Origin of the sequence: Microbulbifer flavimaris, from assembly GCF_001641755.2 — a bacterium.
GTDB classification, from domain to species: Bacteria; Pseudomonadota; Gammaproteobacteria; order Pseudomonadales; family Cellvibrionaceae; genus Microbulbifer; species Microbulbifer flavimaris.
The window spans coordinates 767,155-783,433 of record NZ_LRFG02000001.1 but is presented as its reverse complement, the minus strand read 5'-3'; the positions used below and the strand labels follow the sequence as shown (position 1 = coordinate 783,433).

Annotated in this window: 11 protein-coding genes; 8 read left to right on the top strand and 3 right to left on the bottom strand. The window is 58.9% G+C overall.

The window, feature by feature from the left end:
* Positions 1-12 precede the first annotated feature (12 nt).
* The 4 genes from purB to AWR36_RS03470 all read left to right on the top strand — a co-directional run bounded on the left by purB (position 13) and on the right by AWR36_RS03470 (position 3,646).
* Positions 13-1,386 (top strand): adenylosuccinate lyase, encoded by a 1,374-nt coding sequence (gene purB, locus AWR36_RS03485; protein ID WP_067080980.1) that lies wholly within the window; start codon positions 13-15, stop codon positions 1,384-1,386.
* 102 nt (positions 1,387-1,488) lie between these two features.
* Complete coding sequence (locus AWR36_RS03480) at positions 1,489-2,706, top strand: cupin domain-containing protein (protein WP_231745229.1); 1,218 nt, start codon at positions 1,489-1,491, stop codon at positions 2,704-2,706.
* Positions 2,707-3,132 carry a GNAT family N-acetyltransferase gene (locus tag AWR36_RS03475; protein ID WP_067080976.1) on the top strand — a complete coding sequence of 142 codons (426 nt, stop codon included), beginning with the start codon at positions 2,707-2,709 and terminating at the stop codon, positions 3,130-3,132.
* Positions 3,125-3,646: a DUF7931 domain-containing protein gene (locus AWR36_RS03470; protein WP_067080972.1), complete on the top strand. Its 522-nt coding sequence runs from the start codon at positions 3,125-3,127 to the stop codon at positions 3,644-3,646. Before AWR36_RS03475 ends, AWR36_RS03470 begins: the two co-directional genes overlap by 8 nt.
* A gap of 2 nt (positions 3,647-3,648) precedes the next feature.
* Here the strand turns inward: AWR36_RS03470 and AWR36_RS03465 are convergent, their stop codons facing one another.
* Positions 3,649-5,826, bottom strand: a complete 2,178-nt coding sequence (locus tag AWR36_RS03465) for a malate synthase G (protein WP_067080968.1) — start codon at positions 5,824-5,826, stop codon at positions 3,649-3,651.
* 368 nt (positions 5,827-6,194) lie between these two features.
* Between AWR36_RS03465 and AWR36_RS03460 the strand changes: the two genes are divergently transcribed.
* Positions 6,195-7,310: a cyanophycinase gene (locus AWR36_RS03460; protein WP_082679357.1), complete on the top strand. Its 1,116-nt coding sequence runs from the start codon at positions 6,195-6,197 to the stop codon at positions 7,308-7,310.
* Positions 7,311-7,450: 140 nt separating this feature from the next.
* Here AWR36_RS03460 and AWR36_RS03455 read toward each other — a convergent pair whose 3' ends face one another.
* The gene (locus tag AWR36_RS03455) at positions 7,451-8,386 is read right to left on the bottom strand and encodes a LysR family transcriptional regulator (RefSeq protein WP_067080963.1); all 936 of its coding nucleotides are present in this window, start codon (positions 8,384-8,386) and stop codon (positions 7,451-7,453) included.
* A gap of 114 nt (positions 8,387-8,500) precedes the next feature.
* Here AWR36_RS03455 and AWR36_RS03450 point away from each other — a divergent pair, with 114 nt between their 5' ends.
* The 3 genes from AWR36_RS03450 (at position 8,501) to pta (ending at position 13,743) form a co-directional block, all read left to right on the top strand.
* Entirely contained in the window at positions 8,501-10,099 is a 1,599-nt protein-coding gene (locus tag AWR36_RS03450) for an isocitrate lyase (protein ID WP_067080959.1), read from the top strand.
* A gap of 300 nt (positions 10,100-10,399) precedes the next feature.
* A complete protein-coding gene (locus AWR36_RS03445; protein WP_067080956.1) occupies positions 10,400-11,611 on the top strand; it encodes an acetate kinase in 1,212 nt (403 codons plus the stop codon).
* Entirely contained in the window at positions 11,611-13,743 is a 2,133-nt protein-coding gene (gene pta / locus AWR36_RS03440) for a phosphate acetyltransferase (protein ID WP_067080953.1), read from the top strand. Before AWR36_RS03445 ends, pta begins: the two co-directional genes overlap by 1 nt.
* A gap of 277 nt (positions 13,744-14,020) precedes the next feature.
* On the opposite strand, the gene AWR36_RS03435 is transcribed toward pta, so the two are convergent.
* Complete coding sequence (locus AWR36_RS03435) at positions 14,021-16,261, bottom strand: acetyl-CoA hydrolase/transferase C-terminal domain-containing protein (RefSeq protein WP_067080950.1); 2,241 nt, start codon at positions 16,259-16,261, stop codon at positions 14,021-14,023.
* Positions 16,262-16,279: the final 18 nt, after the last annotated feature.

The window sequence follows — 16,279 nt, the reverse complement described above, 5'->3', positions numbered from 1 at the left end:
CGGAGAACATCCATGACAGTCGAGTTATCCGCCCTTACCGCGGTGTCCCCCATTGATGGCCGCTACGAGAGCAAGACGGCCCCGCTGCGCGAAATCTTCAGCGAGTACGGCCTGATCCGTGCCCGTGTTGAAGTCGAGGTGCGCTGGCTGCAGAAGCTGTCAAAACATGCGGAAATCGCCGAAGTGCCGGCGTTCGACGATGAGGCGAGCCAGGTGCTCGACGATATCGTGGCCAAGTTCTCCATCGAGGATGCCGAACGCATCAAAGAGATCGAGCGGACCACCAACCACGATGTAAAAGCAGTCGAGTACTTCCTGAAGGAAAAAGTCAGCGGCAACGCCCAGCTGGCAGAGGTGAACGAATTCATCCATTTCGCCTGCACTTCCGAGGACATCAACAACCTGTCCCATGCCCTGATGCTCCGCTCAGGTCGTGACCAGGTGCTGCTGCCGGCGATGAACCAGATCATCAGTGAAGTTGCCGACCTGGCAAAGAAATTTGCAGATGTGCCGATGCTCTCCAGAACGCACGGCCAGACTGCCAGCCCCACCACCGTGGGCAAGGAGTTCGCCAACGTGGTCGCTCGCCTCCGTCGCCAGGTGAAGCAGATTCACGATGTCGAACTGCTGGGCAAAATCAACGGTGCTGTGGGCAACTACAATGCCCACCTTTCCGCCTACCCGGAGGTAGACTGGGCAGCAAATGCTGAAGAATTTGTCACCTCCCTGGGCCTGAGCTGGAATCCCTACACCACCCAGATCGAACCGCACGATTACATCGCTGAGCTGTTCGATGCCATCGCTCGCTTTAATACCATCCTGATCGACTTCGACCGGGATATCTGGGGTTATATCTCCCTGGGTTACTTCAAGCAGAAGGTAGTCGCCGGCGAGGTGGGTTCTTCCACGATGCCGCACAAGGTCAATCCCATCGACTTTGAAAACTCCGAGGGCAACCTGGGACTTGCCAACGCGGTATTTCAGCACCTGGCTGCAAAGCTGCCGATCTCCCGCTGGCAACGGGACCTGACCGACTCCACCGTACTTCGCAATATGGGCGTTGGCGCCGGTTATGCAGTCATTGCCTACGCGGCGACTCTAAAGGGGCTGGGCAAGCTGGAGATCAACCGTGATCGCCTTGCCGAGGATCTGGACAATGCATGGGAAGTGCTCGCAGAGCCGATCCAGACCGTAATGCGCCGTTACAATATTGAAGAGCCCTACGAGAAACTGAAAGCGCTCACCCGCGGCCAGGGTATTACCCGGGAGACCCTGAAGACCTTCATCGACGGACTTGAGATTCCTGAGGACGCAAAGAAGACCCTTCACGGCCTGACACCGGCCTCTTATATCGGCAATGCCGTAGCGCAGGCCAAGGGCATCTGATGCCGGGGCGGCGCCCAATCGCGGCGCCGCCCTCCCCCTCCCAGCCTTCCCTGCGAATGCCAGTAGTGCTTAACTATGAGCACTGTTCGATCCGGCTCTGTTATGTACCATCAACAAGGCCGAGCCCACTTCTTTCGTGCCAAACTTCCGGACACCCTGAATACCATGGATACGCCGCTTACCCATCTGGGGGAAATGCCGATTGAGGAATTCCTCAAGAATTACTGGCAACAAAAGCCCCTGCTCATCCGCAACGCCTTCCCGGATTTTGTCTCGCCACTGTCCGGTGAGGAGCTGGCGGGAATGGCACTGGAGGAAGCCGTGGAATCCCGGCTGGTCCTGGAGCATGGTAATGAGGGCCCCTGGGAGCTTCGCCAGGGACCATTTACCGAGGAGGACTTTCTCGGCCTCCCCCGAAGTCACTGGACCTTGCTGGTCCAGGCGGTGGACCAGTGGGTTTCCGAGATCGCGGATCTCAAGCGACTCTTCCGATTTCTCCCCGAGTGGCGCCTAGACGATGTGATGATCAGTTACGCGGCGGACCAGGGTAGCGTGGGACCACACTTCGACTATTACGATGTTTTCCTGCTGCAAGCGGAGGGCAAGCGACTCTGGCATCAGGGCCCCAAGGCTGATGATTCCAGCCCCAGGATCGAGGGCACGCGCCTCAACATCCTGAAAGAGTTTGAGGCGGAGAACAGCTGGCTGCTTGAGCCTGGCGACATGCTGTACCTGCCGCCACAGTACAGCCACTGGGGGGTTGCCGACGGCCCCTGTACCACGATCTCGGTGGGCTTTCGGGCGCCCTCAGCCCGCCACATTCTCGAAGACCTGGCGGCCGAGCTGGCAATGCACCTGCCTGATCACTTGCGCTACACCGACGCGGGGTTGTCCCCGGCGGACAATCCGGACGAAATTGACCCGGCCTCCGTACGTCGCCTGCAGGACCAGCTTCGCACGTGGCTGGACCAGCCCGAGCAGATAGCGGAATGGCTCGGCGCCGTCATGACCGAGGCGAAATACCCCGAGACGGTTGCCCTGGACGCTGGCGATGCGTCCGATTGGCGTGAGCAACTGGCCCAGGGCGGTACACTGGTGCTCAATCCAGCGTCCCGCTGTGCTTTCTCAGAAAAACCTGAAATCCTGTACGTTGACGGTGAAGCCCTGCCGACCAATTCGGGTTTTGCCCGCCAGTTCTGTGGCACGAGGACAATTTCAACAGAGGACCTGGAGACCTACCCGGATATTGCGGCCCCTAAAGGCCTGGTCGACACCCTCGTTGATCAGGGGACACTGATTTACCCACCGGAGGACTTCTGAATGGCGGAGATTGAAATTGCGGTGGCGGACTGGGAGCGCGACCTGAAACCCATCCGCCAGATTCGCGAAGCCGTATTCATTCGCGAGCAGTCTGTCGATCCGGCCATTGAGTGGGACGATCAGGAAACCCGAGCGACCCACTTCCTGGTTCAGCGGCAAGGCGAGCCTGTCGCTACCGGTCGCATGACCAGCGACGGCAAAATCGGGCGCATGGCGGTTCTGCCGTCGTTCAGGGGGCGGGGGCTGGGGCTCTGCCTCCTGGAGGCTATCTGTGCCCACGCCCGTTCTGTTGGCCTGAAGCGGGTATACCTCCATGCCCAGTGCCATGCTGAAGGCTTTTATGCCAGAGGCGGGTTCCGGGTAACTGGAGGACAATTTGAGGAAGCGGGCATTCCCCATATCAAGATGGAGCGGCGTTTTGACTGACACTGGAACCGACACTGATGGCGTGGGCCTGACCGAGATGGAGCGTATCCGACTGGCGGATGTAGAGGCATTCGAGCGGGCACTGATTGACCTGTGTCACCGCGCCAGGCGTGAAATCTGCCTCTTCTCCCATCACCTCGATCGGGATCTGTATCACCGGGAACCGGTGGTAGAGGCATTATCCGAATTCGCCAGGCGCAGCCGCTATGCCAGGGTCCGCATTCTGATCCGGGATAGTGACCCGATGCTGCAGCGTCACCACCGGCTCCTGACACTGATCCAGCGCCTGACCTCACGCATTGAACTCAAAAAGCTACAACCCACGGTGGATACCCCGGACAGCGAGTTCGCCATCGCTGACGATGGCATTTCCCTGCTGCGGGAGGACCGGGAGCAGTGGATCGGTGTCTACTGTCCCGATGATCGCGTTCGTACCAAACGGCTGCGCGAAGCTTTCGAGCAGGACTGGCCCCTCGCAGTGCGGGACGCCAGCCTGCGCCAGTTGGTGGTGTAAGCTCAGCCTGCCTGTTTCGCCTTGTACTCCCGACGACGGCGGTGGAGAACGGGCTCCGTGTAGCCGTTGGGCTGCACCGCGCCCTCGAAAACCAGCTCACAGGCAGCCTGGAAAGCCACGCTGCTGTCAAAATCCGGTGCCATGTTTCGATAAGCGGGGTCTCCCGCGTTCTGCCGATCCACCACGGCAGCCATGCGCTGCATGGTTTCCGTGACCTGCTCCCGCGTCACGATGCCGTGCTGGAGCCAGTTCGCGATGTGCTGCGAAGAAATGCGCAGCGTCGCCCGGTCCTCCATCAGGCCGACATCATTGATGTCCGGCACCTTGGAGCAGCCAACGCCCTGCTCTACCCAGCGCACGACATAGCCAAGAATCCCCTGGGCGTTGTTGTCCAGCTCCCGCTGAATCTCATCCGCAGACCAGTCAGGATTCTCTGCCACCGGGACGGTCAAAATATCATCCAGTTGCGCGGGCTTCCGCTCCGCCAGTTCCTGCTGCCGCTCGGCCACCTTCACCTGGTGATAGTGCAGGGCATGAAGCGTGGCGGCCGTTGGCGACGGCACCCAGGCAGTGTTGGCACCGGCCCTGGGGTGGCCAATTTTCGCCTCCATCATGTCCGCCATCCGGTCCGGCATGGGCCACATGCCCTTCCCGATCTGGGCGCGGCCTTTGAGCCCGGTGGCCAGTCCCACATCCACGTTCCAATCCTCGTAGGCACTGATCCAGCTGGACTGTTTCATGTCACCCTTGCGGATCATCGGGCCCGCCAGCATGGAGGTGTGAATCTCGTCACCGGTGCGATCGAGGAAACCGGTGTTGATAAACACCACCCGCTCCCTTGCCGCCTCGATGCACCCCTTGAGGTTCACTGTGGTGCGCCGCTCCTCGTCCATGATGCCCATCTTCAGGGTGTTGCGCTCCATTCCCAGGGCGTCCTCGATACGATTGAACAGGGTGTTGGCGAAACCTACCTCCTCCGGTCCATGCATCTTGGGCTTCACGATGTAGACACTGCCGCTGCGGGAATTGCTGATCGGACCATTACCGTGCAAATCATGTAGCGCGATCAGGCCGGTGATCATGCCGTCCATGATTCCCTCGGGAATCTCATTGCCATCGGCATCGAGGATGGCTTCATTGGTCATCAGGTGTCCGACATTACGCACAAACATCAGGCTGCGGCCGGGCAGTGTGAAAGTCTGGCCATCCCGATCGACGTAGCTCCGGTCCGGATTCAGTTTCCGCACCACCGTCTTGCCGCCCTTATCCAGGCTCTCCTCCAGATCGCCTTTCATCAGGCCGAGCCAGTTGCGATAAACCAATGCCTTGTCCTCGGCGTCGACAGCCGCCACCGAGTCCTCGCAGTCCATGATGGTAGTGAGAGCGGCCTCCATCAGAATGTCCTTGACTCCTGCACTGTCGTTTTTGCCGATCGGGCTCTCACGGTCAATCTGGATCTCGAAGCGCAGGCCGTTGTTCTGGAGAAGAATGGAATCCGGGTTGCAGTTGTCCCCGCAGAAACCCAGGAACTGCCCGCGGCTCTTCAGGGTGGCAACCTTGCCGTTTGAGAGCTGGACTTCCACGAGGTGACCGTTGATTCGATACTCCACCGCTTCCGTGTGGCTGCCTTTTGTCAGGGGTGCGGCCTGATCGAGGAACTCGCGGCCGAAGGCGATCACCTTGGCGCCGCGAGCCGGGTTATAGCCTGCGCCCTTCTCTGCCCCGTCCTCTTCACTGATTACGTCAGTGCCGTAGAGCGCATCGTAGAGGCTGCCCCAGCGTGCGTTGGCTGCGTTCAGCGCGTAGCGGGCGTTCATGACGGGCACCACCAATTGCGGCCCTGCCATGGTGGCAATTTCCTCGTCGACATTTTCCGTAGTGACGGTGAAGTCCTTTGGTTCGTCGAGCAGGTAGCCTATCTCGCGCAGGAATGCCTTGTAGCGGTCGAGATCGCGGTAGGCGCCGGGGTTCTCGCGATGCCACTGGTCGATGTGGGCCTGGATCTGGTCGCGCTTTTCCAGCAGCTGACGGTTGATAGGCGCCAGGTCAGTGAGGATCTTTTCGAATTCGGCCCAGAAATGCTCGGCACTCACACCGGTTCCGGGGATGATCTCCTCGTTGACCAGTCGCTGCAGCACCTCGGCTACCTGCAGTTTTCCGATTTGGACTCGCTCCGTCATATCCAAGCCTCTCGCTGAATTGGTTATCGATATTTGTGTTCGGGGATTTTAAGTCGTCGGCAAATCATAACACCAATCTATAGGCGCTATTCCCACCATTCATTAAGCGAATATTGACTGATTCAGACACTTTCACGCGAACAAAATTTTGCCTGTCATCGGGTATTCCGCGGTATCTATCTATTTCAATGTCGCTCATTGTCTCACCGCTCCCCTGTGCTAGCTTCGGGAACAGGCCCTGCTGTAGTACCGAAGTGGTAGTTATAGCAATGGGTTTGCTGGGGCCTCTGGGTACTGCGTTTTCGCGTTTTAAAAGACGGAAGAAACCGCTCAAGAATGAATAAATTCATAAACAGAAAGGCATCCCGATGAAACCAATCAAGCTGCATTTAACGACTGCACTACTGGCCGCGCTTCTCAGCACCCAAGTCTCCGCAAAACCACCCAAGGGCGGCGGAGGCGGCAACGGAGGCGGCGGTGGTAATGACGGCGGTGGTGCGAGCTACGAGTATTATCAGGCCTGCGGAACCGCCACCAACAGTGCCAGCGTCTCCCAGGCATCATTATTGATCGGTGGCGCTGAGGCAAACGCCGCCGGCGAGCAAGCTGCGACACAATGGCTGGTCAACCACGCAACCGGCGGTGACTACCTGGTGTTGCGTACCGGCGGTACCGGTGGGCAGGCAGACTGGATGTGCAGCACTTTCGGTGCGGACCTGGGCTCAGCGGCGGAACTCTCCATCGACGACAGTAATGCGGCCAACGACCCCACAGTCGTAGCCTATATCCAGAATGCCGAGATCATCTTTATCGCCGGCGGGGACCAGAACGAGTATGAGGACTTCTGGAAAAACACTCAGGTGGAAGATGCGCTGAACGACCACTTGAATGTGAAGAAAGCGCCAATAGCAGGCACCAGTGCCGGACTGGCGATTCTCGGGCAGTCTTATTACGCCCCGGCTAACCTCGGCGTCCTTTCTCGCGAGATTCTGGAGGATCCCTACCATTCGAACACGCAAGACATCAATCATGGCGATTTTCTGCTGCACCCACAGCTGGCATCAGTGATTACCGACAGCCATCTCGATCGGGTCTCCGGTAAAGGGCGAAGTTCAGAAACCCGTCATGGACGCACCTTCGGCTTCCTGGCCCGCAGCGCCCAGGACCGGGGAACCCTGACTGCCAGGGCAATCGGTCTCGAGGAGGCCACATTCCTGGCGATTGACGGCAGCGGCGTAGCGACTGTGTACGGAGAGGGTTCAGCCTATTTCATGCGGCCCAATAGTTTTCCCGAACAGATCAGTGCCGGCTCTCCACTGGTCTGGGATAACAGTGGCCAGGCCGTCACTGTTTACAAAATCCAGGGAGACAATAACGGTAACGGAAGCTTCGACCTGAATGCCTGGAGCGGATCCGGGGGCAATAGCACCGACTGGCACACAACCAGCGGATATGACGGCTTCAACTGCCAAACGGGTTGCTGACGGTTGCTCTCCCTACGCGACCGATACCAACAGGAAATGAGCGGGACCACGGCAGGTGGTTCCGCTCGGCCAGCCGCCATCAGTCCCAACCGGCAGCGGCCACCCCTGGCTGGCGCCGCTTACCCGGTGACCCTGTCTCGTTAGAGTTGCCGCCCGATATCCAGGATCAGTCGGCGCAGCCAGCGGTGCGGGGCGCTCTGCTGCAGTAGTGGGCTCCAGGCCATCTTCAGCTCCAGCGGAGGAATATCCAGAGGGGGGTCGCGACGCACAATACGGGCGTTGCCTTCAGCCAACTGGGCTAACCGTGTGGGCACTGTGACGAGCAGGTCACTTTGCTCCGCGAGTAGCATGGCCACCTGGTAGTGCCGGGTAAAGACCGAGATATCGCGTTTTTCCCCCAGACGGCCAATGGCCTCGTCCACCCAGCCGAGGCGCTGGACATCCTCCGGGTTCACGCCCACCCCGACCCCCATCCCCGTTTTGCTGACCCAGATGTGTTGCGCGCGCAAGTAGCTGCCCAGGTTGTAGTCCTTCAGTATCGGGTTATCGGCCCGCATAACGCAGGAAAAGCTGTCCCGCCAGACCGTAGCCTGGTGGAAGCTCTGGGGCATGCTGTCAAAGCGGTTGATCACCATATCCACCTTGCCCTGCTCCACATCGACAAAGCTCACATCGCTGGGGGTCATGATGTCGAGGCTGATCCCCGGAGCCTGCTCCCTGAGATGCTTCAGGAGCTGCGGGATCAGGGTGGATTCCGCATAGTCACTGGCCATGATTCGGAAAGTCCGTCGTGTCTCGTCGGGCTTGAAATCCCGGTTCGGCTGGATCACGCGGTCAATGGAGGCCAGCGCCTCCCGCACCATCGGCTGCAGCTCCAGGGCCCGCTCAGTGGGCATCATGCCCTCCCGCGTGCGAACAAGAAGCGGGTCGTCAAACAGCTCGCGCAGCCGCTTGAGGCCGTTGCTCATGGCGGGCTGGGACAGCCCGAGGTAGTTGGCGGCCCGGGTGACGTTGCGCTCCCGCAGGAGCACATCGAGGTAGACCAGCAGGTTCAGGTCGGCTCTTTCTAGGTTCATACTGCATTCATCTGACTGATAGCGGAAATAATGGCAATAAATTAGCCAAATTATGCCATCGGCATTAGGATTCTCAACACATAAATGCAGTAACCTTTTCGAGGAAAACAAGCCATGTCCACTTACGCTCAAGAGATCGAAAAAGCGGCCAAGCTCTGTAAAGCCAACGGCAGCAGCTGGGACGCCATCAACCCGGAATCTGTGGCCCGCATGCGCCTGCAGAACAAGTTCAAGCACGGCCTGGATATCGCCAAGTACACCGCCGACATTATGCGTAAAGACATGGCGGCCTACGATGAGGACTGCACCAAGTACACCCAGTCGCTGGGATGCTGGCACGGCTTTATTGGCCAGCAGAAGATGATTTCCATCAAGAAACACTTCGAGGGCAAGACTGATCGTCGCTACCTGTATCTGTCAGGCTGGATGGTCGCCGCTCTGCGCAGCGAATTCGGTCCCCTGCCCGACCAGTCCATGCACGAAAAGACCGCCGTTTCCGGCCTGATCGAGGAGCTCTACACTTTCTTGCGCCAGGCGGATGCCCGTGAACTGGGTGGCCTGTTCCGCGAGCTGGATGCGGCCCGTGAAGCCGGCGACAAGCAGGCCGAAAAAGCCGTAATCGACAAGATCGACAACCATGTAACCCATATCGTGCCGATCATTGCCGACATCGATGCCGGCTTCGGTAACGCGGAAGCCACTTACCTGCTGGCCAAGAAAATGATCGAAGCCGGTGCCTGCTGCATTCAGATTGAAAACCAGGTCTCCGATGAGAAGCAGTGCGGACACCAGGACGGCAAAGTGACGGTTCCCCATGAAGAGTTCCTGGCCAAGATTCGCGCAGTTCGATACGCCTTCCTTGAGCTGGGCGTGGAAAACGGCGTGATCGTTGCCCGTACCGACTCCCTGGGCGCCGGCCTGACCAAGCAGATCGCAGTAACCAAAGAGCCGGGTGACCTCGGTGATCAGTACAACTCCTTCCTGGATTGCGAAGAAGTGGCCCCGGGCGACCTGTCCAACGGCGACGTTATCATCAACCGCGAAGGCAAGCTCCTGCGCCCGAAACGTTTGGCTTCCAACCTGTTCCAGTTCCGCAAAGGCACCGGAGAGGCCCGCTGCGTGCTGGACAGCGTAACCTCCCTGCAGAGCGGCGCTGACCTGATCTGGATCGAAACCGAGAAGCCACATGTTGGCCAGATCGGTGCGATGATGGACGAGATCCGCAAGCAGGTGCCAAACGCCAAGCTGGTGTACAACAACAGCCCGTCCTTCAACTGGACCCTGAATTTCCGTCAGCAGGTATTCGATGCCTGGAAGGAAGAAGGTAAGGATGTATCCGCATATGACCGCGACAACCTGATGAGCGCCGAGTACGACGACTCCGAGCTGTCCAAGGCTGCTGATGACAAGATCCGCACCTTCCAGCAGGATGCCTCCCGTGAGGCCGGTATCTTCCACCACCTCATCACTCTGCCGACCTACCACACTGCGGCCCTGTCTACTGACAACCTGGCCAAAGAGTACTTCGGTGAGAAAGGAATGCTGGGTTATGTGGAAGGTGTACAGCGCAAGGAGATCCGTCAGGGCATCGCCTGCGTCAAGCACCAGAACATGGCCGGCTCTGACATGGGCGACGATCACAAGGAGTACTTCGCCGGTGAAGCTGCACTGAAGGCAGCCGGTAAAGACAACACCATGAACCAGTTTGGTTAAGCAGGGATTCTTACTGCACCGAACAGGAAGGCGGCGCAAGCCGCCTTTCTTTTTTGTGCACTTGCGTTTGACTGCTTGAAGTACCTGGTGCAGGTGATTGCCGGCATTTCCAGCGGATAGCCCGCAGTCCGGCGATGCCGTGACACCTTCGGGTGGCAAGCCCTGCAACCCACAGCTTCACGCTTTTCGGGTCGCCACGCGGCCCTTTTTTTCCTTCTCACCCCTTTTCACGGGCCCAGGCCAAAAAGAAGCAAAACCCGTCTAGCCTTAGGGCATAGGTCTGTGAAAACGGCGGGTTAAATGGCTCACTCCAGGCAAGTTCTGATTTTCAATACCGGCAGCTCATCGCTGAAGTTCGCCGTGGTGGATCCCGGATCCGGTGAAGCCTCCCTGAGCGGTATCGCAGACTCCCTTGGAGGGCCAGAGCCCGCCCTGGAGTGGAAGATCCGGGATAATGAAGAGCAAATACAGCTCAGCACAGGCGCGAATCACGGCGATGCAATCCGGGTCCTCGTCGAGGAGATCCTGGCGGGACTGCCAGAACTCCACGGGCAACTGGTCGCCGTCGGACATCGAGTGGTTCATGGTGGTGAGGAGTTCGCGGACTCCGCACTGATAGACTCACAGGTCATTGAGGCGATCGAGAAATGCGCTCACCTGGCACCACTGCACAACCCGGCAGCGCTTGCGGGTATTCGGGCCGCAAAGCAGGCTTTTCCAGAGCTGCCCCAGGTGGCGGTTTTCGATACGGCTTTTCACCAGACCCTGCCGCAGCATGCCTTCCTTTATGCACTGCCCTACCAGCTCTACCGGGAACATAAAATCCGTCGCTACGGTATGCATGGCACCAGCCATAAATTTGTCAGTGAGAGGGCCGCCGCACTGCTTCAGCGCCCCCTTTCCAAGACCAATACCATCACCGCTCACCTGGGCAACGGGGCGTCAATAACTGCGGTTAAGGGTGGTGTTAGCGTGGATACCAGTATGGGCATGACACCACTGGAGGGCCTTGTGATGGGTTCCCGCTGTGGCGATATCGACCCCGGTGTACTGGTCCACCTCGGTGATGCGCTGGAATATTCCCCGGAGGCACTCAACCAAGTATTGAACCGGGAGAGTGGGCTGCTTGGCATTTCCGAGCTGAGCAATGACTGCCGGGAACTCGAGCAGGCAGCAACGGATGGGCACCGCGGTGCCCTCCTCGCCCTCGAGATATTCTGTTACCGGCTGGCCAAGTATGTGGCCGCCTATACGCTGCCGCTAAGGCGAGTACACGGGCTGGTGTTCACCGGCGGCATCGGTGAAAACTCCAGCTGGATACGGGCCCGAACAATGCACTGGCTGGGCGCCATATCTTATGAGCTGGATAGCCAGCAAAACGAACAAATGCGGTATGGTGCAGAGGGTCTCATCAGTCGCGCTGGCACCCCTCCCGCGCTGGTCATTCCCACCAACGAGGAATGGGTTATCGCACGCGATGCGGCGAGGCTTGTGGAAGGGAGAGGCACCTGATGTCCCGCACCATCATGCTGGTTCCGCTCAGCTCCAGAGTCGGGATCACGTCCATTAGCCTTGGCATCATCCGTGCGCTGGAGCGCAATGGAGTCGGGGTAACCTTCTTCAAGCCGGTAACGGAACCGCCGGCCGTAGATGGTGGCAGTGAGCGCTCCACCGAGATTCTCCGCAAGGCATCGGACCTGGATATTCTGGAGTCCTTCAGCCCTCAACATGCGGAGTCGATGATCTCCAGCGGAAAGCTCGGGGAGTTGCTGGAAGAAATACTGGCCCGCTACCGTGAAGGCACAGAATCTGCAGATGTGGTGATCATCGAGGGAGTGTTACCTGATACCGACAGCCAGTTCGCCAACCAGCTCAACCTTGAAATTGCCAAGGTGCTCGACGCCGAAATCGTGATGGTGGTCTGCCCCTACCGTGACTCAACACAACAGTTGCGGGAGCGGCTGGAGTTCGCCAAGGCCATCTTCGGCGGGGACAAGTCCTCGCAGGTAGTTGGCTGCATCATCAACAAGGTGGGAGCGCCAACCGAGATGCCCGATGCCCCGGGTGCCGACATTACCGGTGTCTTCACCCATACCACCAAGCGCCACAGCCAGCTGGATATTCTCTCACTTTACGGCAAAAGCCCGCTGAAGATCGTGGGCTGCATTCCCTGGAATGCAGATCTACTTGCGCCGCGTGCTGTCGACCTCGCTCGCCATTTCAATGCAGAAGTTCTCAGCCGGGGAGAGCTGGAAACACGCCGGTTACACAGTATTACTTTCTGCTCCCGCTCCCTCAGCAACATGGTCTATCGTTTTGATCCCGGTGCGATGCTGGTGACCTCCGGTGACCGGACCGATGTAATTGTTGCTGCCTGCCTGGCAGCGATGAACGGAGTGAAAATCGGCTGCCTGCTGCTGACCGGTGGCTATCATCCGGAACCAATGGTGCGCAAGCTCTGCACCCCCGCCCTGGAAACAGGCCTGCCGGTTATCCTGGTCCAGAGTAATACCTGGCAAACGGCGATGCGCCTGCAGAACTTCAATACCAGGACGCCTACCGACGATCGGGAGCGTATCGATCGTGTCCAGGACTTTATCGCCGGGCATCTGGACCACCAGTGGGTCCAATCCCTTAGCGTCGCCTCTGCAAGACCGAAACGGCTCTCGCCGCCGGCCTTCAGATACCACCTCACCGAGCTGGCCCGGCAGGCGAACAAGCGCATCGTGTTACCCGAGGGCGACGAACCCCGAACCATCCGTGCCGCCCTGATTTGCACTGAACGCGGTATTGCCAAGCCGGTATTACTCGGCAACCCCGTGGATATTCACAGGGTCGCCGAACAGCAGGGCATCCACCTGGGCGACAAAGTGGAAATCATTGCTCCAGCGGCTGTCCGTGAAGAGTATGTCGAACCGATGGTTGCGTTGCGGCAAAAGAAAGGACTGACGGAGGTAGTCGCCAAAGAACAGCTGCAGGACAACGTCGTCCTCGGCACCATGATGCTCGCCGAGGGTGAGGTGGACGGGCTGGTCTCGGGCGCCGTGCACACCACCGCCAACACCATCCGCCCTGCCCTGCAACTGATCAAGACAGCACCGGGTACCCCGCTGGTTTCGTCAGTGTTTTTTATGCTGCTTCCCGATCAGGTGCTGGTCTATGGGGACTGTGCCATCAATCCCGACCCCGACGCGGAAGAGCTGGCTGCGATTGCCATACAGTCTGCGGATTCAGCCCAGGCGTTTGGCATTGAGCCCCGCGTGGCAATGATCAGCTACTCAACCGGGAGCTCCGGATCCGGGACCGATGTGGAAAAAGTCCGGGAAGCCACCCGCATTGCCCAGGAGAGCAGACCAGACCTGGTCATCGATGGTCCACTGCAATATGACGCAGCGATTATGGAGAATGTGGCGAAGAAGAAGGCACCAGACAGTCCGGTGGCCGGTCGTGCGACGGTGTTTATCTTCCCGGACCTGAACACCGGTAATACCACTTACAAGGCGGTACAGCGGAGTGCGGAGCTCGTCAGCATCGGGCCAATGCTGCAGGGGCTGCGCAAGCCGGTCAACGATCTTTCCCGCGGCGCCCTGGTGGATGACATTGTCTATACGATCGCATTGACGGCCATACAAGCGTCTCTTTGACTCTCCAGCAGGCGAATGAAAAGGAGTGGCTGTTCAGGGCTCGGGATATCCTGCCCGCTTCCATGTAACTGCTGAGCTTGAAAACTGCATGAGATTTTACAAGTCGCCATCATTCCCGCAAGCGGCAGCGATGCCCTGAGAGGCCCTCTCACTATCCTCCCCTTATCCTCCCCTTGCGTGGTCGGAAACCTCTGGACGGCGTTCTTGAATCCACGGGATCCGAGCGCTGGCGAGCGGTGCCAAATCCTCTCTCCGACGTTTGTCCGGTGCTTGCACATTACCCGGGTGTCTTGCCCTGAACGCCTGCAGCCATATTCCCCCGCAGCGGCCTCTGTCTGTTGATGAATTTTTTCAGGGCCCCGGCCACCGCATACCCTTCCAGGCGATGCTCGAAGGTATCGGTCCCTTCAAATGCCATTCGCTCCAGGCAGCGATGGATGTAGGCTGCGTCCTGTGACTGGTCCCTCCGCGCGGCACGGCCAGAGAGGATCAGGGGGAGCATTTTCCACCACTTGCGACTGTGCACCTTGAGCTGCTTCAGTGCCGCAGCCAGCAAAGCCTCTTCATCGGTGAAATCTGTCCCGAGCGGGTAATAGGGCAACAGGGACAGGCGTTCAGGATCGCTGAACGCGGCGCGAACGCGATCGGGCAGGTTGGCAGTAAACTCCAGGGGAATGGCGTAATCCTGCTCGATTTTTCCCGCAGACTTCGCCTTTTCGAGTAGCTCTCCCTGAAAACGGGAGTCACAGATGCCCAACATGGCCACCATCACATCCCGGTCCGTCTTTCCGCGCAGGTCTGCCACCCCATACTCGGTGACGACAATATCCCGCAGGTGCCGGGGAATGGTGGTATGTGGGAATTCCCAGACGACGTTGCTTTTGGTTTCTCCGCCACTGATGCGGGTGCTCGGAACGGCAATAATGGAGCACCCGTCCTCCAGCTCATGGGCCTGGGCGACAAAGTTATATTGCCCCCCCACACCACTGACCACCTGCGCATCACCCAGCCCATCGGAGATAACCGCACCGTTTAAGGTGACCATCATGGCGGAGTTGACGAATCTGGCCTCGTTGCGCTGTGCGACCTTGAGCTGCCGATCTTCTTGAAGGTCGTTGATATAGTGGATGGCCGTCATATTGATGCCGCCCAGCTCCTCGGGGTCCATTTCCCGCAGCTCCTGGTACATCGAAGCGGGCCCGAGATAAAAGCCCCCGTGCAGCCATACTCCGCCTTTCAGCTTCTTGTTGGCGCAAGCGCCCAATAGACGCCGGCGACCACTCTCACTGTGCAGGTCGCACTCCTCCTCTTCCCCCTCAGGGCTTAACAGCCGGTGGCCCCGCCAGGAGTAACTTGGATCGATGACACCCAGGCGCTGCAGGAACTCGGTATCTGCCGGCGTCAGAGGGCTACTGATTCGTCCGCACTCCTGTAACGCCAGCAGCACTTCCTCAGTCACAGTTGCGGTAATTTTTCCCTCGTCGAGCAGCTTCTGCACAGCAACATCCGGATAGACCTCCCTGGTCAGGATACCCATGCGCCGCAGGTGCAGAAAGCCAGGCGGTACCATCTCACTCGCACCATAAAGGCCTCGTTCAAATGGTTGCTCCTCGAGGGGTAAGCGGTGGCGTAACTGCAGGGAGTCATCACAGGTGAGATCCCGCAGGGTTTCACTGTAGGTCTTGTTGTGTGCCTGGCGCAGACCGAGGACATGGCAGATCGCATCCCCGAGGGCGCCGATGCCCACCTGCAGGGTTCCCCCGTCCCTGATCAGGCTGCAGATGTGGAACGCCAGTGCGTACTCAGTAAACCCTACTGGAGGCGCGGGAGCCGGGAACAATGGCGACTCGAAGGTATCTCCTTCCAGCACAAAGTCGAAAGCTTCGCTGGGCAGTTCAGAATCGCCCGGCATGTAAGGCAGCTGGGGGTTGCTCTCCCCCACCAGAAAAATCTGGTGGTCACTGCGCTGGCTTGCCATTTTGAGCAATGGAAGGGTGAGATCCGGATTACTACTCAGACTATAACGCGCGCCATCTGCTCCCGGGGAGACCATCTGGGCAAGGACATTGAGACCGCGGTCCATCAAATCCCGCGGTACATGGGTGTAATTGGCGCTGACGTAATCCTGCTGGACCACCGGATTATGGAGGAACGCCCCGCTGAGCAGGAAGAACTCACAGACTTCGATGTTCGGAGGCAACAATTTCTTGCGCCTGGCAGGGGTGTAAGCGAGGTCGATGTACTCGCTGTATAGCCGATCCAGCAATGGCTGGATGAATCGGCGCTCGATTTCACTGCTGCCTTGTGGCCGCTCCAGAGTAAGCGCGGTAAATATAGTCAGTGATATGGAAGGATCTTCCGCAGCCCGGGCATAGAGGGCATTGACGAAGTGGTTGGCTTTGCCAATACCCAGGGGCACTCCCAGTACGATTTTTCTGCCCACCGCCTTGATGACGGCGTCGACACAGGCCTCCGCGCAATCGAATCGCTGGGGCTGCGCGCCCCTACCCTTTCCCATGGGTGTACCTCTCCCGTG